Origin of the sequence: Pseudarthrobacter enclensis, assembly GCF_001457025.1 — a bacterium.
GTDB classification, from domain to species: domain Bacteria; phylum Actinomycetota; class Actinomycetes; order Actinomycetales; family Micrococcaceae; genus Arthrobacter; species Arthrobacter enclensis.
Genome location: NZ_KQ758603.1, coordinates 102235 through 123864, shown reverse-complemented (window position 1 = coordinate 123864; position 21630 = coordinate 102235). Strand labels below are relative to the sequence as shown.

General features: G+C 68.6%; 19 protein-coding genes. 9 read left to right on the top strand and 10 right to left on the bottom strand.

The genetic code is table 11. The annotated features are described in order from the left end of the window. Positions 1–3069 carry a glucosaminidase domain-containing protein gene (locus AS031_RS19545; RefSeq protein WP_218918362.1) on the top strand — a complete coding sequence of 1023 codons (3069 nt, stop codon included), beginning with the start codon at positions 1–3 and terminating at the stop codon, positions 3067–3069. Between the two features lie 72 nt (positions 3070–3141). Here AS031_RS19545 and AS031_RS13015 read toward each other — a convergent pair whose 3' ends face one another. Further along, positions 3142–4008, bottom strand: a complete 867-nt coding sequence (locus tag AS031_RS13015) for an HAD hydrolase family protein (protein WP_058268590.1) — start codon at positions 4006–4008, stop codon at positions 3142–3144. Positions 4009–4216: 208 nt separating this feature from the next. Here AS031_RS13015 and AS031_RS13010 point away from each other — a divergent pair, with 208 nt between their 5' ends. Both AS031_RS13010 and AS031_RS13005 read left to right on the top strand, forming a co-directional pair. After that, positions 4217–4486, top strand: a complete 270-nt coding sequence (locus AS031_RS13010; RefSeq protein WP_058268589.1) for a GlsB/YeaQ/YmgE family stress response membrane protein — start codon at positions 4217–4219, stop codon at positions 4484–4486. Between the two features lie 137 nt (positions 4487–4623). After that, on the top strand, positions 4624–6777 hold the full coding sequence (locus tag AS031_RS13005) for a putative bifunctional diguanylate cyclase/phosphodiesterase (protein WP_058268588.1): 2154 nt from the start codon (positions 4624–4626) through the stop codon (positions 6775–6777). Positions 6778–6806: 29 nt separating this feature from the next. Here AS031_RS13005 and AS031_RS20185 read toward each other — a convergent pair whose 3' ends face one another. Next, positions 6807–7313, bottom strand: a complete 507-nt coding sequence (locus AS031_RS20185; protein WP_058268587.1) for a hypothetical protein — start codon at positions 7311–7313, stop codon at positions 6807–6809. A gap of 233 nt (positions 7314–7546) precedes the next feature. On the opposite strand from AS031_RS20185, the gene AS031_RS12995 reads away from it, so the two are divergent. Continuing rightward, positions 7547–8098, top strand: a complete 552-nt coding sequence (locus tag AS031_RS12995; RefSeq protein WP_058268586.1) for a dihydrofolate reductase family protein — start codon at positions 7547–7549, stop codon at positions 8096–8098. A 79-nt stretch (positions 8099–8177) separates the two neighbouring features. On the opposite strand, the gene mmuM is transcribed toward AS031_RS12995, so the two are convergent. Then, positions 8178–9122, bottom strand: coding sequence for a homocysteine S-methyltransferase (gene mmuM / locus AS031_RS12990; RefSeq protein ID WP_058268585.1), 945 nt, complete (start codon positions 9120–9122; stop codon positions 8178–8180). A gap of 78 nt (positions 9123–9200) precedes the next feature. Here mmuM and AS031_RS12985 point away from each other — a divergent pair, with 78 nt between their 5' ends. Further along, positions 9201–9968, top strand: a complete 768-nt coding sequence (locus tag AS031_RS12985) for an IclR family transcriptional regulator (protein WP_058268584.1) — start codon at positions 9201–9203, stop codon at positions 9966–9968. A 42-nt stretch (positions 9969–10010) separates the two neighbouring features. Here AS031_RS12985 and AS031_RS12980 read toward each other — a convergent pair whose 3' ends face one another. Further along, positions 10011–10790, bottom strand: coding sequence for an IclR family transcriptional regulator (locus AS031_RS12980; protein WP_371325991.1), 780 nt, complete (start codon positions 10788–10790; stop codon positions 10011–10013). Between the two features lie 145 nt (positions 10791–10935). Continuing rightward, positions 10936–12375 carry an amino acid permease gene (locus AS031_RS12975; protein ID WP_058268583.1) on the bottom strand — a complete coding sequence of 480 codons (1440 nt, stop codon included), beginning with the start codon at positions 12373–12375 and terminating at the stop codon, positions 10936–10938. A gap of 265 nt (positions 12376–12640) precedes the next feature. Between AS031_RS12975 and rlmC the strand changes: the two genes are divergently transcribed. Then, the gene (gene rlmC / locus AS031_RS12970) at positions 12641–13768 is read left to right on the top strand and encodes a 23S rRNA (uracil(747)-C(5))-methyltransferase RlmC (protein ID WP_058268582.1); all 1128 of its coding nucleotides are present in this window, start codon (positions 12641–12643) and stop codon (positions 13766–13768) included. A gap of 5 nt (positions 13769–13773) precedes the next feature. On the opposite strand, the gene AS031_RS12965 is transcribed toward rlmC, so the two are convergent. Continuing rightward, entirely contained in the window at positions 13774–14397 is a 624-nt protein-coding gene (locus AS031_RS12965; protein ID WP_058268581.1) for an FMN-binding negative transcriptional regulator, read from the bottom strand. Positions 14398–14417: 20 nt separating this feature from the next. Further along, the gene (locus AS031_RS12960; RefSeq protein ID WP_371325989.1) at positions 14418–15332 is read right to left on the bottom strand and encodes a DMT family transporter; all 915 of its coding nucleotides are present in this window, start codon (positions 15330–15332) and stop codon (positions 14418–14420) included. A 37-nt stretch (positions 15333–15369) separates the two neighbouring features. Between AS031_RS12960 and AS031_RS12955 the strand changes: the two genes are divergently transcribed. Next, positions 15370–16779 carry an aminotransferase-like domain-containing protein gene (locus AS031_RS12955; RefSeq protein WP_058268756.1) on the top strand — a complete coding sequence of 470 codons (1410 nt, stop codon included), beginning with the start codon at positions 15370–15372 and terminating at the stop codon, positions 16777–16779. 336 nt (positions 16780–17115) lie between these two features. Continuing rightward, the gene (locus tag AS031_RS20045) at positions 17116–17676 is read left to right on the top strand and encodes a hypothetical protein (RefSeq protein ID WP_306589887.1); all 561 of its coding nucleotides are present in this window, start codon (positions 17116–17118) and stop codon (positions 17674–17676) included. Here AS031_RS20045 and AS031_RS12945 read toward each other — a convergent pair whose 3' ends face one another. The 3 genes from AS031_RS12945 to AS031_RS12935 all read right to left on the bottom strand — a co-directional run bounded on the left by AS031_RS12945 (position 17677) and on the right by AS031_RS12935 (position 20676). Then, positions 17677–18495: an SDR family NAD(P)-dependent oxidoreductase gene (locus tag AS031_RS12945; RefSeq protein ID WP_058268579.1), complete on the bottom strand. Its 819-nt coding sequence runs from the start codon at positions 18493–18495 to the stop codon at positions 17677–17679. 186 nt (positions 18496–18681) lie between these two features. Further along, positions 18682–20085: a GntP family permease gene (locus AS031_RS12940; RefSeq protein WP_058268578.1), complete on the bottom strand. Its 1404-nt coding sequence runs from the start codon at positions 20083–20085 to the stop codon at positions 18682–18684. A gap of 45 nt (positions 20086–20130) precedes the next feature. Beyond that, entirely contained in the window at positions 20131–20676 is a 546-nt protein-coding gene (locus AS031_RS12935; protein ID WP_058268577.1) for a gluconokinase, read from the bottom strand. A gap of 190 nt (positions 20677–20866) precedes the next feature. Between AS031_RS12935 and AS031_RS12930 the strand changes: the two genes are divergently transcribed. Next, positions 20867–21604: a FadR/GntR family transcriptional regulator gene (locus AS031_RS12930; RefSeq protein ID WP_082642010.1), complete on the top strand. Its 738-nt coding sequence runs from the start codon at positions 20867–20869 to the stop codon at positions 21602–21604. Positions 21605–21630 lie beyond the last annotated feature (26 nt).

Genomic DNA, 21630 nt, shown 5'->3' with positions numbered 1-21630 from the left:
ATGGAGGACTTCACGGTGGCGCAACTGTTCGCCCTCAACGGCAACGGCGACGCGCAGCAGGAACATGCCGGCTGGCCGGTGAAGCAGGACGTCTTTTCGTTCCAGGAACGGCCGGACAGCGGAGAGAACCTTGACAACGCCGTCGGTGCGGACTTCGACGAGGCCGCGGCCTTTGGAGAATCCCCGGGTGCGCGATCCACCGCCGGGGGCAGTGAAGAGGCCGCAGCAGCGGAGGACTACGAGAACCTCTCCTGGGGAGGCCAGGAAGACCTTGCATTCCAGGAGTGGGCAGGTGCCGCGGAGCTGAACGGGGAAGAATTCGACGGCGGCGCCAGCACCTGGGAGGTCCAGGAGGATTTTGGTGCGGCCGCGCCGGAAGCCGGCATGGAGTTAGCCGGCACCGAATCCCCTGAAGCGCCGGCAGGGCTGTCCGCGGAGGACCAGCCGGGGATGCTGTCCCCGGGCCGCCTGGTGGTGGACCGCCTGCCCCTGCTCCGCGCCCACAAAGGGACCAGCCCTGACCTGCTGCTGAAGTGGAACAGCATGCCCCAGGGAACCGCGGCGGTGGACGTGGTGGTCCACCTGCACGGCTACTCCGGCCGGCGGGCGGCCATGAACATCATCCGCGACAAGGAACCGGCCAGCGGGCTTGATTTCTCGGATCCCGAAAACCCGGGAACTGCCGGCCGTTCGGCTCCCACCCTGGCGGTCCTCCCCCGGGGCCACTACTTTGGCGGCAACAGCGGTTCCGGCTACTCCTTCCCGGCGCTTGCCAGGCCCGGAGCCCTGCAGCAGCTCGTGGCCACCGCACTGGAGGCCTTCAACCGGCATGCGGGGACCAACGCGGCGCAGGGAAAGCTGATCATCACGGCCCATTCCGGCGGCGGCGCCCCGCTGATGGCCATCCTCAAGCACACCGACCCGGACGAGGTGCACACGTTCGATGCGCTCTACTCCGATCCTTCAGCCCTGATCGAATGGGCACGACGCCGGGCGGGCACCGGAAGCGGTGCGCTGCGGGTGGTGTACCGCGCGAGTGAGCCCACGGCCCGCAACAGCGAGCGCGTGGCCAAGTCGCTGAAGGCCTTCGGCGCCCCGGCGTCCTTCAAGGTGGAGTCCACCAGGGTGCCGCACAACGACATCCCACGGCGCTTCGGCTGGCGGCTCCTGGCCGATCCCGCTGCCGCGCTGCCCGGCGCCACCCTGCGGGAGGCCGAATCCAGCGGCGGCGAACTCCACTTCGCGGACACCGGCTGGCGCTTCGACGAAGACGGCGGCCGGGAAACGGACTCCGGCCCGGGCTCACCAACCGCAGCATCCTTCGAGGAGGAAGCGGACGGCGTCGTCCTTTCCCCTGCCCCGCAGGAGGCCGCAGAACCTGCCGCCACCGAATCCGGCAGCGCCGAGGCCGGCGAGTGGGAACTGGCCGCGGCGCAGTCCGAAGCGGAGGACATCGGCGAGCACGAAGCCTTCCCCTCCGGGACCACGCTCAGCGTCACCTCCGGACGGACCGGCGAGGGCGAGGAGCACTGGGACCCCAACAACACCGGCCTCCCGCTGTACGAAACCGGCGCGGCGCTGCGGAAGATGAAGCTGTCCCCCAACTTCACCGTGGGCGAGCTGGTGTTCAGCGGAAACCAGTACGCGGACAAGGCCCGCATCTCGCCCGCCCTCGTGGCCGCCCTGCAGAAACTCCGCGACAGGGTTGGCCGGCCGGTCCGCATCACCTCCGGCTACCGGTCCTGGGAACGCAATGTGGCCGTGTACCGCAACGCCAATCCGCCGAATAAACCCACGCTCAGCAGGCACTGCAGCGGACAGGCGGCCGACGTGACCGTAGCGGGCATGTCCGGACTGGACATCGCCAAGGCGGCCGTGGATGTGCTGGGCGACGGGATCGGAGTGGGCATCGGGGCCGGCTTCGCGCATGTGGACGTGCGGGGAACCTGGGCCGCGTGGACGTACCTTTCCGGAGCCGCCGGGACCGCCGCGGTGGCGGCGATCAATGCCCATCGTGCGGCGCGCAAGGACGCCCCCGCCCCGGCGCCCGCCCCGCAGACCTCGGACCGGGCGGCCGGACGCGTGGTCCGCGGAACGTTCGTCCGCTGCGCCGCCGGCGCGCAGCCCGGTGCCCGGGCCATGGCAGAACAGTGGAAGCGGCTGACGGGACGGCAGGCCGGAACGTTCAATTGCCGCAAGACGGAGGCAGGAACGCCGTCGCTGCACGGCGAGGGCCGCTCCGTGGACCTTTACGCCCGGGTGGACCGGCTGGCGGAAAAAGCCCAGGCCGAGGCTTATGTCGCCTGGATGCAGAGCAACGCCGTTGAGCTTCAGGTGGCCTACATCATTTGGAACCACAACCAGTGGAGCTGGGCCCGCCGCGCCGACGGCTGGCGGCCCTACACGCAGCCCAACAAACACACCGACCACATCCACGTTGACCTGAGCTGGGAGGGGGCCCGCAACCCCAGCCCGCTGTTCGCCGGCGGGGTCCCGGGACTCGGCGGCGGCCAGAACACGGCGCCCAAGCCGCCGGCACCCACTCCGCCCGTACCCCGGGGGAACGTGCCGCCGCACGTCCGGGAGTTCGTGGACCGGTATGGACCGCAGGCGCGCCGCGGCGAACAGGCCAGCGGAGTGCCCTGGCTGGTGACGCTGGGCCAGGCGGCGCTGGAATCGGGCTGGGGCAAGAAGGCGCCGCGGTTCAACTTCTTCGGCATCAAGGCCAAGGCCACACTGCCTGAGCCGCAGCGGCAGCTCCTGCAGACCCGCGAGGTCCTCAGCCATCCCAACGGCAAGTTCCCGCAGGTGATCTCGGTGACCCGGCGGCCGGACGGCAAGTACGCCTACGTGGTGCTGGACTGGTTCCGGGCGTACGCGTCAGCGGAGGAATCGTTCGCGGACCACGGAAGCTTCCTGCGGCGCAACGCCCGCTACCGCCCCGCGTTTGAGCACACGGCAGATCCGTACGCCTTCGCCCGGGCTGTGGCCGCCGCCGGCTACGCCACGGACCCGTCCTACGCTGCCACGCTGACCGGGGTCATGCGGCTGATCGAGCGGGCCGGCTGACCCCGGAACGCTTCACGCCGTGAGCCCGTCCCAGCGGGTTGGGTCGTGCGGCCGGTCCGCTGGTCCGACCCTTCAGTCCAGGAGCCCGAGTCCGGCCAGGGCCAATGCCACGCCGTTGCCGGCCGGGCCCGGGGTGACCTGGTCGGCGACGGCCAGCACCGACGGGTGCCCGCCCTCCACGGCAATGCCGACACCTGCATATTCCAGCATCTCGATATCGTTGGCGCTGTCGCCGATGGCCACGATGTCCGCACGCTCCAGGCCCAACCGCTCCTGCACCACCCGGATGCCCACCGCCTTATGGGTGCCGGCCATGAAGATCTCCCCGGCGCTCTCGCCCAGGGCGGACAGAGAACTGGGAATAAGGCCCGCCTCGGGGCCGATCACATCCATCAGCCGGCCCAGCGGCACCGGCGAATCAAAGCAGGAGATCTTGGCGAACGAGGCACCGCGGAGGTCGTCGCTGTACCGGACCGGCCTCAGGATGTCCTCCACCGGGTCCACGTCCGTGCTGAGCAAACCGTCATGGCGGGACCGGCCGGCGAACACGGGCGTCAGCACCCGGCGGAGCCGCTCGTCCACCCCGGTCCGGCCGTGCAGCGCCTCGGGAGCTTCGAGGATGTAGGCCACATCGTGGGCGTCCAGGGTGTCCACGATCAGGGCTGCGGTCTCCGGGGAGAACCTGCTGTCCTTCAGCACCTCCCCGTTCATGTCCACCCGCGCACCCGCGCCGGTGATCACGCCGTCGAACCCCGCTGCCAGGATGTGGTCCGGCACCATGGACAGCGGGCGGCCGGTGCAGACAAAGACCAGATGGCCGCGGCGTCGCGCCCCGCGGACGGCCTCCACGTGCGCTTCCGGGGCGAGCCCGTGGTCTGCGTACGTTCCGTCGATGTCGAGGAAAACGGCACGTGGCCGGGCGGTGTTCTGGCTGGACATGCCGGGGCTCCTTGCTGGTTCTTTGCTCGCCCTGAGGGGACACTTCATCCTATCCACGGCCCAAAACCCGCCCCGGCCTGCGCGTTTACGGCGCCAAACTGACAGTCATCCTGTGATATTCAAAGCCTTGCAGACAGGTAAGCACGCTGATTGAATTAGGGAACCGGAGATGGGGGCACGGCACAACTTACTAATAAGGAGTGACAGCATGGGCATTCTCGGATTTCTCATCTTGGGCTTGATTGCAGGCGCCATTGCGAAGGCAATCCTGCCGGGCCGTCAAGGCGGTGGCTGGCTGGTGACCATGGTCCTGGGCGTAGTCGGCGCCATCCTCGGTGGCTGGATCGGATCCCTGATCTTCGGCGGCGGTTTGGCCGAGTTCTTCGACCTCCGCACCTGGCTGCTGGCCATCCTCGGATCGATCATTGTTCTGCTGATCTACGGTGCCGTCATGAACCGCAGCGGCCGACGGGCCTAGCAGCACCCACAGTTCCTTACCGAAAACGCCGTCCCGTCCGCGGGGCGGCGTTTTTCTGTGTCCGGGACAAATCCGCAGGTCACGGCGCATCCACAACGGGCGCTTCCCCGCTTATGATGTGCGAGGGGGGTGGTGGCATGGCCGAAGCCAGGCACAACAGCACAGCAGCGGTGCGCACGTTCGAAGCCATGCTTGATGCCAGCCCCGACGCCTTCCTGGCGATCGATGCCGCCGGCACCATCGACTTTGCCAACGCGGCAGCATCCCGCCTGTTCGGACCGGACCCCAGACTCTTGGCGGGCCGCGACTACCGTACGCTGTTGGCCGCTGCCTCCCGGCCGGAAATGGACAGGATCCTCCGGCACTTGCTGGAGCGGCCGGACGATCCCCCGGCACCCCGTGAGGTGTACTGGATCCACGCGGACGGCACCCGATTCTCCGCCGAAGTGGCCGGTTCACTGCTCGCTGCACCGGGCCGGGAGGACGCGTTCGACGACGGCGGGCCGGCACCGTCGCGGTACCTGCTGTCCGTCCGGGGTACTTCGCACCGCCAGGCCAATGCCGACCTTCGCGAAGTGCTGTCCCTGTTGACGGCGACGCTGGAATCCACGGCGGACGGCATCCTGGTGATGGGTTCCGACGGCCGGGTCGCCGGATACAACGACCAGTTCCTCACCATGTGGGACATCCCCCAGGAGCTCATGGACGGCGACAGCGACGATCCCGTCATGCGGCGGGTAATGGGCCAGATGGCGGATCCGGAGGCATTCCTGTCCCGGCTCGCCGAAGTCCAGGGCGACCCTGTTGCCGAAACCCACGATGTCCTGGAGTTCCGGGACGGGCGCACCGTGGAACGGTACTCCCGGCCGCAACGCGCCGGCGACACTATCGTGGGCCGGGTCTGGAGCTTCCGCGACGTCACGCCCAGGAGGCAGGCACAGCAACAGGCCCACCAGGCCATGCTGGACCTGGCCGCCCAGGCCGAGAAACTGCGGGTCATGGCCTTCCAGGACCCGCTGACCGGGCTGGCCAACCGCGCCGTGTTCAACGACGCACTGGCTGAATCGCTGAAGGAACCGCGGCTCAAGAGCGTGGATGTGCTGCTCCTGGACCTGGACGACTTCAAGGAAGTCAACGACATCCTGGGCCACCAGGCCGGCGACGACATGCTGATCGAGGTTTCCCGCCGGCTGCGCGGATGTGTGCCCACCGCGGACGTGGTGGCCCGGCTGGGCGGTGACGAGTTCGTGGTGCTCCTGACCGCCTGCCCCAACGTGGAGGACATTGCCACGTGCATCCTCCGCTGCCTGCACGTTCCCGTCATCATCAGCGGGCAGGTGCTGCGCCCCAGCCTGAGCCTCGGCCTGGCGTCCCGTGGGCTGGAGGACGTGGGCCCCTCGGAGTTGCTGCGCCAGGCGGACATCGCCATGTACGCGGCCAAGGCTGCCGGCAAGAACCGCTTCCTGCGGTTCCAGCCGGACATGATGACCGCGCTCCTGCAGCGCACGGATTTGGAGAGCGGCCTCCAGTTTGCCGTACCTAACAGGGAAATCACCGTGGAGTTCCAGCCCATCGTGTCGCACCGGATGGGTCAGGTGGTCCAGTTCGAGGCCCTCGCACGGTGGGACCGGGATGGCGGGCGCGTGCCGCCGTCGGACTTCATCCCGCCCGCCGAACGCAGCGGACTGATCCGCGAAATTGGCCTGGAGGTCATGGTGCAGGGCATGCAGCAGCTGGCGCCGTGGCTGGGCGAAGACCCCGCACGGTCGCTGGCGGTGAACGTCTCCGGCGTGCAGCTGCAGGAACACGACTTTGCCGCCACCGTTCTCCGCCTGGCACAGGAATACGGGGTCGCCGCCCGGCAGCTGGTCATGGAGGTCACCGAGAGCGTCTTTTTCGATGCAGACTGCAACGTCATCCGGCAGCTCAGCACCCTCCGCGACGCCGGCGCCAGGGTTGCCCTGGACGACTTCGGCACCGGCTACTCGTCGTTGGGACGGCTGCAGGACCTGCCGGTGGATACGGTGAAAATCGACAAAACGTTCGTGTCGATGGTGCGGACGGGCAGCGAGCGCCTGCCCATCCTCAGCGCCATGATCAACATGGCGCACAGCCTGGGACTGACCGTCACCGGCGAAGGAATCGAAACACCCGTACAGGCGGACTACCTCACGTCGCTGGGCTGCGACTCGCTCCAGGGGTACCTGTTCTCACGTCCGGAGCCGGCTGCCCGGTTGCCTGGCGTGCTGGGCCGGGCGGAGCAGGCGCTGGGCGCGCTGAACGCCCGCTAGGAAACGGCCGACGCCGGAACCGGCCGGAGCTACGCCGCTTTCCGGCCGCCGGGCTGCTTGGGGTTCTTCTTGGCCGTGCCCGCCGCGGCCTGGCCGGCACCGGGAGCGGTACCCGGTCGGGGCGGGGTAGCGGAACGCGGCTGCCGGTCCTGTGCCGGGTGGGAGTGGTGCTCCCCGTCCACGAGCGGCTGGGCCTGGTCATAGGGGCCCTCGTGCGGGGCGGTGGCCGGAACAAGGGTCTCGGCGGACGGCCTCATGTCCTCATCGGCGTCCTCGTCGATGGCCTGCACTACGCCGGCACGGTTGCGGCGCCAGCGGCGGAACAGATCCAGGGCGGCCAGCAGGCCTGCCAGCGGGGTGAGCACCGCGGCCGTGTAGACGAACAGCAGCCAGGTCAGCGTGGTCAGCGGCGGCTGGTTGTTGTGCAGCAGCGACAATCCGCCAAGGACGCCCACCAGCCAAAAAAGGACGACGCCGGCAAGCACGGCACCGGCGGGAAAGTACTGGTTGCGGACGATCTTCTTGAGAGTTTCCAATGCACTTCCTCCTGCCTGGCCGGGGCTGCGGAAAGTGGCCGCATCAACAACATTATGGGGCCCGTTTCCGCCAAAACCCGGCAAGACGCCACGGCGAGTGATGAAGCTAACTGGCCCGCCGCCGTCGCGCGTTTTGGCAGCAACTGTGGCGTCCTTGGCGGCAATTGCTCTTTCCCCCGCCGGACCCAGCGCATACGTTATTCCTTGTCCCGACGATTCCCAGGAGGCTCCACATGCGCAAAGTCACCGCCGGCTTGTTCCACTCCATTGACGGGGTGGTGTCCGAACCGTTCAAGTTCCAGTTCGACAGCTTCGATGCCGAGCTCGGTGAGGGGCTGAACACCATGATCAACTCGGTGGATACGGTGGTGCTGGGCCGCGTGAGCTACCAGGAATGGGCGGGCTACTGGCCTAATGCCTCCACGGACCAGGAGTTCGCCGCGTTCATCAACCCGGTGGAAAAGTTCGTGGCGTCACGGACCCTGCAGGAGCCGCTCGAGTGGCAGAACTCGCACCTGATGGACTCACCGCTGGAGGAGTTCGTTGCCGGGCTCAAGGACCGCGACGGAGGGGAGATCGCCGTGTGCGGCAGCATTTCCGTGGTCCGGCAGCTGCTGTTCGCGGGCCTGCTGGATTCGCTGCAGCTCATGACCCACCCCGTGATCGCAGGCAGCGGCCGGCGGCTGTTCGAGGACGGTGATCCGCTGACCCGGCTGGACCTCCTGGACGAGAAGCGCACCAGCAAGGGCAACGTCCTGGCCACCTATGGGGTCCGCACCGGGTAGGTGTCCCTTAACTGTTGCACCGCCGCTCCCGGGGCACATTGGCACGGACACGCGGGATGGCGGCTGCTCGAGCAGGGTTTCAGCAGGCGATGTGCCCCGCGACGGCCGCGATGTCCGCCGGCGTGGTCCTGCAGCACCCACCGATGATGCGCGCACCCAGCGCTTCCCACTCCTGGGTTCCGGCGGCAAGGTCCGCCGGAACCTCGGAGTTCCCGTCGACGGCGGCCCAGGACTTGGTATGCGGATCGTAGGTTTCGCCGGAATTGGGGTACGCCACCAGGGGCTTTCCGGTGCCGCTCCGCAGGGCCGTCAGGGCCGGGGTGACAAGTCCCAGGGGCACGCAGTTGACGCCGACGGCGGCCACGTGCGGGTGCGGGTCCAGCAGTTCAGCGACGTGGGCGAGCGGGGTGCCGTCGCTGATATGGCCGCCGTCCCGCAGGGTGAAGGTGAACCAGCACTCGACGCCGGCCTCCCGGGTGAGCCCGGCGAGCGCCTGTGCCTCGGCGGCGGAGGGCAGGGTTTCGCAGGCAAGGACGTCGACGCCGGCCCGCACCAGGGCCTCGACGCGTGGACGGTGGAAGTCCCGGAACTCCGCCTCCGTCAGGGTGTAGTCGCCGCGGTACTCGGAGCCGTCTGCGAGGTAGGCCCCGTACGGCCCCACGGACCCGGCCACCAGCAAGGGACCGGCGTCGGGATGGCTGGCCAGGTGGGCGCGCCGGGCGTCATCGGCCAGGCGCACGGACAACGCCACGAGTTCCAATGCCTCGGCTTCGCCCATCCCCCGCCGGGCGAATCCCTGCGGGGTGGCCTGGTAGCTGGCGGTGGTGGCGATCCGGGCACCGGCGGCGTAATAGTCCCGGTGCACGTCCGTGATCAGGCCGGGCTGTTCCACCAAGATCTTGGCGGACCACAAAGGATCGTCCAGGGTGCAGCCCCTGGCCTCCAGTTCCGTGGCGAGGGCACCGTCGGACAGGACGGTACCCGGGGCGTCGAGCATGGCGGACAGGGCGGCGCGGGCAGGCATTCGATCACTATACGCATCAATGCATGTGTTTAATGACTGTTACCCGTTGTGAAGATCCGCTCCACTAGACTCGGCAGCATGCCGAAGACCTCCAGCATGGGCCGTGGAATCCAGGCGGTCATGGCGGTGGGTGCCCGGCATGCCGCAGGGCTGGCCGACGGATCCGTGGCAGACATCGCAGCCGGCCTGGACCGGGACCGCAGCCAGGTGTCGCGGTACCTTCGCAGCGCCTCGCAGGAGGGTTTCCTGGCCCGGGCGGAGGCCCGGAGCTACAGGCTGGACTGGTCGCTGCTGACCGACGCCCAGCTGCTCACGGCACGGCGCCTGGAAAGCGACGGTGCTACGGCATTGGACACCCTGGCCGCCGCCACGGACGAAGCCTGCTTCCTGGGCATCCTGCAGGGTTCCGGCACCGTGACCATCGGGGAGAGCGTGCCGCCGGGCAGCAACCTGGTGGGTTCCTGGCTGGGACGGCCCTACCCCGCGTATTGCAGCGATGCCGGCCAGGCGGTGCTGTGGGAAGCCACGGCCGGGCAAGTCCGCACGGTCTTCGCCGCTGTGGACTTCATCCGCCACGGCCCCAACACTCCAACAGGCATCGACGACTTCCTGGCCCGCCGGGACGCCGCACGGCTCCGGGGCTACTCGGTGGTGGACGAGGAAGCCGAGCCCGGGCTCTATTCGCTGGCAGTCCCCGTCCGCGACTTCAGGGGCGAGGTGGCTGCCGCCTTGCAGATCGTGGGCATCAAGGCCCGGCTGGAACCACGCCGGGATGCGTGCGCGGCGGCGCTGCTGGAGCAGGGCCGGTGGCTTGAGGCCCGGCTCGGCTACCGCGCCACCACCTGATACCGGGCCGCGCCTGATGCCGGGGCCACGCCTCACCCTGAGTTAAACGGCCGCTGCGGAGCCCAGGTGTTCGGCTGCGGCCAGCAGCGCGGCAGCCGCACCGGGCCGGCCGGCCTGGGCGGGGCTCCCCAGCACGCTCACCGATGCCTGGATGTCCCCGGACGGGCCGCGCACGGGAACGGCGAGTTCCACCACGTGGTGCTCGAATTCCTCGCCGCCAGCAATGACTCCGGCCGCCCGGTCACGGACCATCAGGTCCCAGACCTCCCCGGTGGAGTGGGCGGCGTTGGGGCCGCCGATGCCCACATAATTGATGTCCCCCAGCAGCGCCTCCAAGCCGGGACGGTCAAGGTCCCACAGCAGGGCTCGGCCGGCGCCGGTGCACCACACGGGACTGACCATGCCGGGTTTGACGAAACTCCCGGGAACGGAGTCGTTGCTGGAGCTGCGGACCAGGATGGCACGGAACCCGTCGCGCACGGACACCCGGGCACGCATTTCCAGCGCACTGACCAGGCTTTCCAGCACGGGACCGGCGGCCAGCACCCACCCGATGTTCAATGACGCGGCCAGGGCAAAGAACGCCGGCCCGGCACGGAAGGGTCCACGGCCTTCACGTTCCAGCAGGCCAAGATCGTACAATTCCCGGGTCAGGCGGGACACCCGGCTCTGCTCCATGGAGAGCTCGGCTGCCAGCTGCGACACTCCGGGGAGCGGGCGGCCCAGCTTTTCGAGGTCAACCACCAGCCGCACGATCCGCAGCCCCTGCGCCATCGAGGACGCCTCGGCAGGATCCACGCCGGTTTTGCCGTTCCCTGCCATCACGGGCCCCATTCTCGCACGGAGGCCGCCGGCCGGTTGCCACCTGCCCTCCTGCCGGGGGCACCCATGCGCGGACGACGGCGGCGCCAGCCACGGCAGGTGCCCGGCGCACCCGGGCGGGTGCCGGCGTCGTCCGTTCCCCGCTTTAGCGGGCCGCCGCTGCCCTGCGGCCGTGGCGGAGGTGGAAGTAGAGGTAGCACGCGGCAACGAACGGAACCCCGAAGTAGAGTGCCGGCGCCTGGGCTGGATCCAGGGCGATGCCCACCAGCGAGACGACGCACAACGTGAAGGCCAGGATGGGGACCAGCGGGAACAGCGGGGCCTTGTAGGCCAGGGTGGAGGTGTCGCCGCCGTGCCGGATGAACGCGCGCCGGTGGAAGTAATGCGAGGCCGTGATGGACATCCAGACGCCCACCACCGCAAAGCCGGCCACGGACACCAGGACCAGGTAGACCGTCTCCGGTGCCACCACGCTGCTGATCAGTGACGCCACGCCGCCCACCATGCTCAGGGAGAGCGCGGCCAGCGGAATGCCGCGGCGGGTCAGCTTCTTCAGGGTGCGGGGAGCGTGTCCTTCGTCGGCGAGCGAGTAGAGCATGCGGGCGCAGGAGAACAGGCCGCTGTTGCCAGCGGACAGGAGCGCGGTGATGATGACGAAGTTCATGATGTCGGCCGCAAACGGGATGCCGATGGCGGAGAAGACGGTGACGAAGGGGCTCTCGTCCAGCCCCACCTCGGTGTACGGGATAGTGGCGGCGATGACGGCGATGGCGCCGACAAAGAAGATCAGGAGGCGGATCACGGTGGTCCGCAGTGCCTTGGGGATGGCGGTGGCCGGGTCCTTGGTTTCGCCGGCGGCAACGCCGATCAGCTCGGAGCCGGAGAAGGCGTAGAACACGGCCAGCACGGTAACCAGGACGCCGGTGAAGCCGTTGGGGAACACCCCGGATCCGGTGGCGAAGTTTTCGAACAGGAACGGGTGTTCGCCGCTGCCGCCGAGCGGACGGAAGCCGAACAGGGCAGCCCCGCCCAGGACGATGAGGCCGATGATCGCGGCCACCTTCACGATGGCGAACCAAAACTCCGCCTCACCGAAGAACCTCGAGGACACCGCGTTGAGGCCGAACAGGACCGCCGCGAAGACCAGGCACCAGACCCAGACCTCCACGTCCGGGAACCAGCGCTGCATCAGCAGGCCTGAGGCGGTGAACTCGGAGCCGATGGCCACGGCCCAGCACAGCCAGTAGAGCCAAGCCGTGGCAAAGCCGGTGGCCGGGCCAATGGAGCGGGCGGCGTAGATGTGGAACGCCCCGGAGACCGGGTAGGCGATGGCCAGTTCCCCCAGGCAGGCCATCACCAGGTACACCACGAAGGCGCCCACGATGTAGGCGATCACCGCGCCGAGCGGGCCGGCCTGGGAGATGGTGTAGCCGGAGCTGAGGAACAGCCCGGAGCCGATGACGCCGCCCATGGCGATCATCACCAGGTGCCGCGGCCCCATGGACCGGCGCAGCCCGGACTCGCTGGACTCTCCGGACAGCGACGGGTCGGGCCGGGCGGCAAGGGCAGGTGTTGTGGGTTCCACAGGCGTCTCCAGGATGGGGTGTTGGGGGCCGCCGTCCGAATCCGGACCGTCCGCAGGCGGGAGCAGGCCGAAGAATCGCAGGGCGGCACAGCCGAAAGTAGCACGCCCACCGAATTTCAGTGCATTAACGGCATGCATCCATGCTTATGTTGCACGCTGTTACCTTCCGGCCGCCAAAATGCCCCCGACGGGAACGGACAACGCCGGCACTCCCCCGGATGCCGGCGTCGGGCGTGTCCCGGGCAGCAGGTAAAATTGCGGGGTCATGCAGTGTTCCTACTTCGATGCCGGCCGTTGCCGCTCCTGCACCCTGATGGGCAGCCCCTACACGGAGCAGCTGGCCGGAAAGCAGTCGCACTGCCAGGCCCTGCTATCAGACCACGCGGCGCTGGAATGGCTGGAACCCATCGCCAGCCAGGAGTCGGCCTTCCGGAACAAGGCCAAGATGGTGGTCAGCGGCACGGCCAGGAATCCCACCATCGGCATCCTGGACGCGGACGGGCACGGCATCGACCTGCGCAAATGCGGTGTCTGCTCCCCCGGCCTGCGCGCAGTCTTCCCTGTGGTGGCCCACTTCATCCGCCTGCACCGGATCACGCCCTACGACGTCCCCCACCGCAGCGGCGAACTGAAGCACATCATCGTCACCGAGTCCCCCGACGGCGACATCATGCTGCGCCTGGTCCTCCGCACCGACCAACTGGTCCCGCGGATCCGCAAACACCTGCCGGACCTGCTGGCCGAGCTGCCGCAGGTAAAGGTGGTGTCCGTCAACCTGCACCCCGAGCACAAGGCCGTCCTGGAGGGCGACCGGGAAATCCTGCTGACGGAGCAGTCCACCCTGAACATGCGGGTCAACGGCATCAACCTGCACCTCCGCCCGCAAAGCTTCTTCCAGACCAACAGCGGGATGGCGGCCGCACTGTACCGGCAAGGCCGCGACTGGGTCAACGAGCTGGCACCGGCCTCCGTCTGGGACCTGTACTGCGGTGTGGGCGGGTTTGCCCTGCATTCGGCCGCGCCCGGACGCACGGTCACCGGCATCGAGTTCAGCAGCGAGGCCATCGCCTCCGCACGGCTCAGCAGCGACGAAGCCGGGCTGCAGGGCATGCAGTTCGAGGCAGGCGACGCCACCGCCTTCGCGCTGGCCGCGGAACAGTCCCCCGATCTGGTCATCGTGAACCCGCCGCGGCGCGGCATCGGCAAGGAACTGTGCGGCTGGCTGGAAGCCTCCGACGTGCGGCACGTGGTCTACTCCAGCTGCAATGCCCAGTCCCTGGCCCGGGACCTGGCGGCGCTGCCGTCCTTCACGGCCCGGCGGGCGCGGGTCCTGGACATGTTCCCGCAGACCACCCACTACGAGGTGATGGTGCTGCTGGAACGCGCCGGATAGGCGGTTCACCCCCGGCGCACACGCTCGACGGTGGCCGCGGCGGCTTCCTGCCCGCCGGCCCGCAGTCCCGCCGCCACCCCGGCGGCGTCCTCGGCGGACCGGTTCTGGCTCTGCTTCTCCTTGGCCTCGATCCGCGTGATGAGCAGTTCGATGCCCATGATGGCCCGCAGCTGCCCGGAAATGAACTTCTCCGGCGCATCGTCCACGCTCCACGGGTGTTCCCGGGATTCCTCATGCCGGTCGGTGAGGCGCCGGACATGCCGTGCCAGCCAGCCGGCGTCGTCATGGACCACCAGCTGCCCGTACACGTGGGCGGTGCTGTAGTTCCAGGTGGGCACCACCCGCCCGTGCTCGGCCTTCGACGCGTACCAGGAGGGCGAGACGTAGGCGTCGGGGCCCTGAATAATGGCCAGCGCCTCGCCCGTGGCCGGCGTCGCTGCCTGCGGATTGTTCCGGGCCATGTGGGCATGAAGGGCGCCGTGTTCCCCGGCGGAGGGCTCGTAGACGAAGGGCAGCAGGGTGGCGAGCAGGCCGCCGTCGGTCATGGTGATGAGGTTGGCGGCGCCGGGGGCGGCAAAAAGCGCCTCGACGGCGTCGGGCTGGGCGGCGAAGTGCGCGGGGATGTACATCGGGTATCCCTTCAGGATGGTCAGGGGGCGGGTTTGAGCCGGACGCGCACGGCGGCACCGGCGCAGAGGACGACCGCAAGGCCGCCGATGATGGTGGTCCAGGTGACGGCTTCGCCCAGCAGGAGGGCCGCCCAGCAGATGCTCATGACGGGCTGGATGAGCTGGATCTGGCTGACGCGCGCGATGGGGCCGATGCCCAGGCCGCGGTACCAGGCGAAGAAGCCGAGGAACATGCTCACCACGGCCAGGTAAGCGAAGGCGGCCCATTGGACCGGAGTGGCCGACGGCGGCTGGCTGGCCACCGAAATCACGGCCAGGACCAGCATGGGCGGCGCAGCAAGGACCAGGGCCCAGGCGATGGTCTGCCAGGAGCCCACTTCCCGCGCGAGGAGGCCGCCCTCGGCATATCCGACGGCGCAGCACAGCACGGCACCGAGCAGCAGGAGATCGGCCCAATGCAGGTGTCCCATGCCGCCGGACTGCAGGAACGCGAAGGCGATGGCGGCCAGCGATCCGGTGCACATCACGGCCCAGAACGCGGCCGGCGGGCGCTCCCGGGTCCGCAGCACGGCGGCCGTGGCAGTGGCCGCCGGCAGCAGGGCGATGACGACGGCGGCGTGTCCGGCGGGGACTGCGGTCAGCGCGTAGGAAGTGAGGAACGGGAAGCCGACGACGACGCCACCGGCCACGACTGCCAGCCTGGCCCAAGTGCGGAGTTGCGGAAGCCGCTGCCGGGTGAGTGCCAGCACCGCGGCGGCGAGGACTGCGGCCACGACGGCCCGGCCGGATCCGATGAACAGCGGGGACAGCCCGGCCACGGCCACGCGGGTGAAGGGGACGGTGAAGGAGAACGCCGTGACGCCCAGCAGGCCCCACCCGGCGCCGACGTGAGGGCCGGACGGGCTGCTGCGCCGGCCAGGGTCTGGCGGTATCACTGCCGACTGATGAAGGATAGCGCTACTATTGTCTTTCATAAACAACGATAGCAGTTCCCGGATTGCTGCGTCACTGAAGCAGTGGATTTCCGCGGCGTCGCCGGGGGCTAAGTTGCCGTCCACCCGCTCCTTGGTCGCCGAGTACCAGGCCAGCCCGGTTACTGTGCAAAAGGCATTGCAGGCACTGACGGCGCAGGGGCTGATCGACAGCCGCCCCGGGGTCGGAACGTTCGTGCGCGCGGTCCGGACTGCGAGGCCCTCGGACTATGGCTGGCAGACGGCAGCGTTGCGGCCGCCGTCGTCTGCCCTTCCCGGGACCTCCAGCACCATGCGGACGGTGCCCAACGATGCCATCTGGTTCCACTCCGGCTACCCGGACCGCGAACTGCTGCCCGAACGCCTGGTCCGCGCGGCGCTGACCCGGGCCGCGCGCGGGGACGCCGCACTGTCCCGGCCGCCGGCCGCCGGGATGCCGGAGCTGCAGCAGTGGTTCGCGCAGGAGCTGGGGTCTGCCACGCCAGCCGGCGTCACTCCCCCGACGCCCAGCGACGTGATCGTGCTCCCGGGGAGCCAAAGCGGACTGAGCTCGATCTTCCGGGCACTGGTGGGGGCCGGGCAGCCGCTCCTGATGGAATCACCCACCTACTGGGGCGCCATCCTGGCCGCCGCACAGACCGGTGTCCGTGTGGTTCCCGTGCCCAGCGGACCGGACGGGCCGGACCCTGTGGAGCTGGCCCGGGCGTTCCGGGAGACCGGCGCCCGGGCGTTCTATGCCCAACCCAACTACGCAAACCCCAGCGGTGCGCAGTGGGCACCCGGCCGGGGCGGCGAGGTGCTGGAGGCGGCACGCGCCCACGGCGCGTTCGTGATCGAGGACGACTGGGCACACGACTTCGGCATCACCTCGACGCCGGTTCCGCTGGCCACGCAGGACGATTCCGGGCACGTCATCTACATCAGGTCCCTGACCAAGAGCGTTTCTACGGCGGTCCGGATCGCCGCGGTGATTGCCCGCGGGCCTGCCCGAGAACGCATCCAGGCGCACCGGGCCGCCGAGTCGATGTACGTGAGCGGGCTGCTGCAGGCCGCGGCGCTGGACGTGGAGACGCAGCCGGGCTGGCAGACCCACCTGCGGAGCCTGCGCCAGCAGCTCCAGTCGCGCCGGGACCTGCTGGTCACCAGCGTCCGGGAGCATGTTCCGGACGCCCATATCGAGCTGCTGCCCAAAGGCGGGCTGAACCTGTGGCTGCGGATGCCGGACGGAACGGACCTGCCCCGGCTCACCCGGGAGTGCGAGGACAACGGCGTGATCATCGCCGCCGGCACCGAGTGGTTTCCCGCCGAACCCGCGGGCCCCTTTGTCCGCCTCAATTACTCCGGACCGAACCCGGGTGCGTACCCCGAGGGGGCCCGGGTTATCGGCGAGGCGCTGGCGCGGCAGGGTTAATAATCCTCATCAGGGTTTCCCAAGGATTTGCCCAAGGTTGGCTCAGCACCAAAATCACGGCTCTCCCCTCTGGTTAGGCTGACCATGCGTTCCGCGTCCAGCACACAAATTGGGGAAATATCGATGATGATGCGCTCTCTTCGGACAGGCAGTGAAAAGGCCGCCTGCCGCTCATTCTGTTTCTATGCCGATGGGCACACGAGCACAAAGAGGATTGCCGGGGCGGCGGCAGCTGCCGCAGTCCTTCTGCTGACCGGTTGCGGAGGATCATCCGCCTCGCTGAGCGCGGTTGGAACCGCGGAGCCCACCGTCACAGCGTCGGCTACGTCCACGGCAATGCCGACCCCCATCTCCAAAACGCCCTGCAGCAGCGTCGACAGCCAGAAGTTTGCTGGCAGCGCTACCTACAACTGCACACGAGACGAGTCGGGAGCGCTTATCTGGCTTGAGGCGTCGGAAGCCCGCGCCCTCAAAGACAAGCTGTCGGCGGAAGCCGCGGCAAAGGCGGCAGCCGAAAAGGCCGCTGCGGACAAGGCGGCGGCGGACAAAGCGGCCGCTGAGAAGGCCGCAGAAGACAGGGCTGCAGCCGATGCGGCCGCTCAGGAGGCGGCACGACAAGCCGCTGATGCCAAAGCTGCACAGGACGCTGCTGCTGCCCAGGCCGCTGCCGAAGCCGCTGCGAAGGCAGCCCCGCCTCCCCCGAAGGCCGTTCCCGTGGCTCCCGCGGCGGGAGCCGGCTGCGACCCCAACTATTCAGGGTGCGTTCCCATAGCCTCCGATGTGGACTGCGCCGGCGGAAGCGGCAATGGCCCCGCCTATGTCCGCGGACCCGTTCAGGTCATCGGCAACGACATATACGGCCTGGACCGGGATGGCGACGGCCTCGGCTGCGAGTAGTCAGGCCGCCACCAGCTCCTCGCTCTTCTCCCACAGGCCGCGGGCCAGCGCGGCGTCGTAGGCCTGGCGGTTGGCCTTGGCCAGGGCACGCTTGGCGTAATAGGCGCCGGAGATCCAGTCGGTCCCCGCCGTGCCGTTGATGAGCCACAGCATGGTGTCGGCGCCCTGGTCGGGCGTCAGCATGAAGCGGTTGAGGATGCTCTTGTACGCGTGCCGCCACGGACTCGCCGACTCCGCCGCGAAATTGGTGCGGACCACGCCGGGGTGGAAGGCCGCCGTCGTAATTCCGCGCTCGTGGAAGCGGCGGTGCAGCTCGGAGGTGAAGAGGATGTTGGCGAGCTTGCCCGTGCCGTAGGCGCGGTTGGTGCTGTACCCGTGCGAGGCGGTCAGGTCTGACAGGTCCAGCTTGCCGAAGTTGTTGGCGGCGCTGGAGGTGTTGATGATCTTGGCGCCGCTGGCCGTCAGGGTGTCCATCAGCAAAGTGGTGAGCAGGAACGGCGCCAGGTGGTTGACCTGGAAGGTGGACTCGTTGCCGTCAGCGGTGAGCGTGCGCTTGCCCATGATGCCGCCGGCGTTGTTGGCGAGGACGTCGATGCGCGGGTAGTCGGACTTCAACTGCTCGGCGAGGGTGCGCACCTGGGCCAGCTCGGAAAAGTCGGCCAGGAAGTAGTCGGCGTCGATGTCCTTGGCCAGCGCGCGGGTCTTCTCAGCGGAACGTCCGACGACGACCACCTGCTCGCCTGCCTTGGCCAGCGTCCTTGCGGCGGCAGCGCCAATGCCGTCACTGGCGCCGGTGATCACGATGGTGCGGGATGCCACGGGAGGTCCTTTCGTCGGAAGCCGCGCCGCCCGGCAAGCCCGGAGAGCGCACAGCGGGAACAACGACGGCGGGGCGGCAGGTGTTCCCACCCGCCGCCCCGCCGCGAAAGCAAGTAGCGCCAACGGCCGTTCTGGGGCTCCAAAACGGCCGTTGGCGCTACTCAGTTGGGAAGCTGGTTGGGGACGCTAGCCCGCCAGGCCAGCCACCAGGAAGATGACCGCGGCGATGGCGAAGCCCATGACGCCTATGAGGGTTTCCATCACGGTCCAGGTCTTCAGCGTGGTCTTGACGTCCATGCCGAAGAAGCGGCCCACCAGCCAGAAGCCGGAGTCGTTCACGTGTGAAACCACCACGGAACCGGCCGCAACGGCGATGACCATGGCGGCCACCTGCATCCCGTTCAGCCCGCCGGCAGCCACGGCCGGGGCAATCAGGCCCGCGGTGGTGGTGAGTGCCACGGTGGCGGAGCCCTGGGCGATGCGCAGGATGGCGGAAATCAGGAAGCCGGCCAGGATCAGCGGGATGCCCAGGCCGCCCAGGACGTCCGCCAGCGCCTTGCCGATGCCGGAGGTGCGCAGGACGCCGCCGAACATGCCGCCGGCGCCGGTGATCAGGATGACCGAGCACACCGGGCCGAGCGAGGACTCCAACAGCTTCTCCAGGGCGCCGGCGTCCTTGCCGCGGCGGGCACCCAGGACAAACATGGCAACGAGCACGGAGATCAGCAGGGCCACGGGCGTTTCGCCGATGGTGCGGAGGATCTGGAACCACTGCTGGTCCTTGGTGCCCTCTGCCAGGACGCCGGACGATGCCAGTGTGTTCAGGCCGGTGTTCATGAAGATCAGGACCAGCGGCAGGAGCAGCAGGCCGATGATGGTGCGGAAGCGGGGCGGGTTGGACTCGGCCTCGGCGGAGGCGTGGCCCAGCAGTTCCGGCACGGGCAGCACGAGCTTCTTGCCGGTGTAGAGGCCATACAGGTAGGTGGTGACGTACCAGGTGGGGATGGCCACCAGGAGGCCGGCGATGGTCACCAGGCCAACGTTGGCGTCAAAGAACGCGGACGCTGACACCGGGCCCGGGTGCGGGGGCAGGAAGATGTGCATCACGGAGAACGCACCCGCGGCGGGAAGGCCGTAGCGCAGCACTCCCCCGCCCAGGCGGTGGGCGACGGCGAAGACCACCGGCAGCATGACCACCAGGCCGGCGTCGAAGAAGATGGGGAAGCCGAAGATCAGGGAGGCCAGGCCCAGCGCGAAGGGGGCGCGCTTCTCGCCGAAGATCCCGATCAGGTAGTCAGCCAGGACTTTCGCGCCGCCGCTGGTTTCCACAATGCGGCCGAGCATCGCGCCCAGGCCCACCAGCAGCGCCACGGTGCCCAAGGTAGTGCCGAACCCGTTAATCAGGACGGGCACCACCTGATTGGCGGGGATGCCGGTGGCGAAGGCGGTGGCCAGGCTGACGACGATCAGGGCGATCAGGGCGTGCACCCGCAGCTTGATGATGAGGAACAGCAGGACGACGATCGCTGCTGCGGCGATGAGCAGCAGGGGGCCTGCTCCCATCGTTTGGGTCCATCCTTCGATGGTCATGGTTCTCCTTTGAAACGGTACTTCTTGTTGGGGAAAGCGAGGCGGTCAGGACGCCAGCGGCGCCTGACCGGACGGAAGGTCCAGGGCGCGCACGACGGCGGCGACCAGTTCCTCCGGTGAGCGTGAGATGTCCAGCCGGATGCTGCCGGCGTCGAGCTCTTCCTGGCTGAGCGGCTCCAGGGTGGCCAGCTGGCTGGGCAGCAGGGTGGGCGGCATGAAGTGGCCTTCGCGGCCCTGCATGCGCTGGCCGATCAGGTCCGCGCCGCCGTCGAGGTGAAGGAACAGCACGCGGCCCTCGGCCTCGGACAGGAGCTGCCGGTAGGTTTTCTTGAGCGCGGAGCAGGTGAGGACGGTGCTCTGGCCTTCGCGGGATTTGCCGGTCATCCAGTCCCGGATCTCGCGCAGCCAGGGCCAGCGGTCCTCATCCTGCAGGGGTATGCCCTGGCTCATTTTGGCGATGTTGGCGGCCGGGTGGAATTCGTCGGCCTCGGCGCAGGACCAGCCAAGCTGTTTGGACAGGGCTGCCGCAAGGGTTGATTTGCCGGACCCGGCAACGCCCATCACCACCAGATGCGTGGGTGGATACTGCATGTCTGTACCTCCGGAGAAGACGTCTTTGGCTTTCGAAGAAGCTCACTGCCAGCCCGACTCAACGTGGGCTGTGTCATAAGGTATCACCTTTTGCTGCGATAAATACTATCTTTTCGTGTCACAAGTCATACCTTTGACCTCTGCGGCGGTATTCTGGGGGTGCGCTCCGGCGCGGAGAGAGGCGGACATAATGTCGACGGCGACAGGTGAAGTAACGGATGACGGGCACGACGGCGGCACGCCCGGTGCGATGCATGAGCGGGTCCTGGAGTCGGTCGGCATAGCCATCGCCTCAGGCCGCCTGGCCCCCGGCAACCGGCTGACCCTTGAGGGGCTGCAGCAGGAACACGGGATTTCGCGGACCGTCGCCAGGGACACCATGAAGGTGCTCGAATCCATGAACCTGGTCTATTCGCGCCGCCGGGTGGGCATCGTGGTGCAGGAGCGCGAGCACTGGAACGTCTTCGACCCCAAGCTGGTGCGGTGGCGCCTGGCCTCTGACCGCCGCGAGATCCAGTACGCCAGCCTGACCGAGCTGCGCATCGCGGTCGAACCCATTGCCGCGGCGGGGGCCGCACGGCGGGCAAGCGCAGCCGAACGCTCCCAGCTGGTGACGCTGGGCGCCGAATTGCGCCGGTTGGGCGAAGCCGGCGACCTGCAGAACTTCCTGGCGGCGGACATCGAGTTCCACCAGCTGCTCCTGCGCAGTTGCGGCAACGAAATGTTCCGCGCGCTTGAGGGCATGGTGGCCGAGGTCCTGACCAGCCGTACCCAGCAGGGGCTCATGCCGTTCAAGCCCCGCAACGAGGCACTGCAGGCGCATGAGGACGTCGCCGCGGCGGTGGCCGGCGGGGACTGCGCCGTCGCCGAACGGGCCATGCACCACATCCTCGACGAAGTCCGCGAGGCCATGGGGCTGGGCGTCTAAAGCCCTGGCTGCCGGGGCCTGAAACG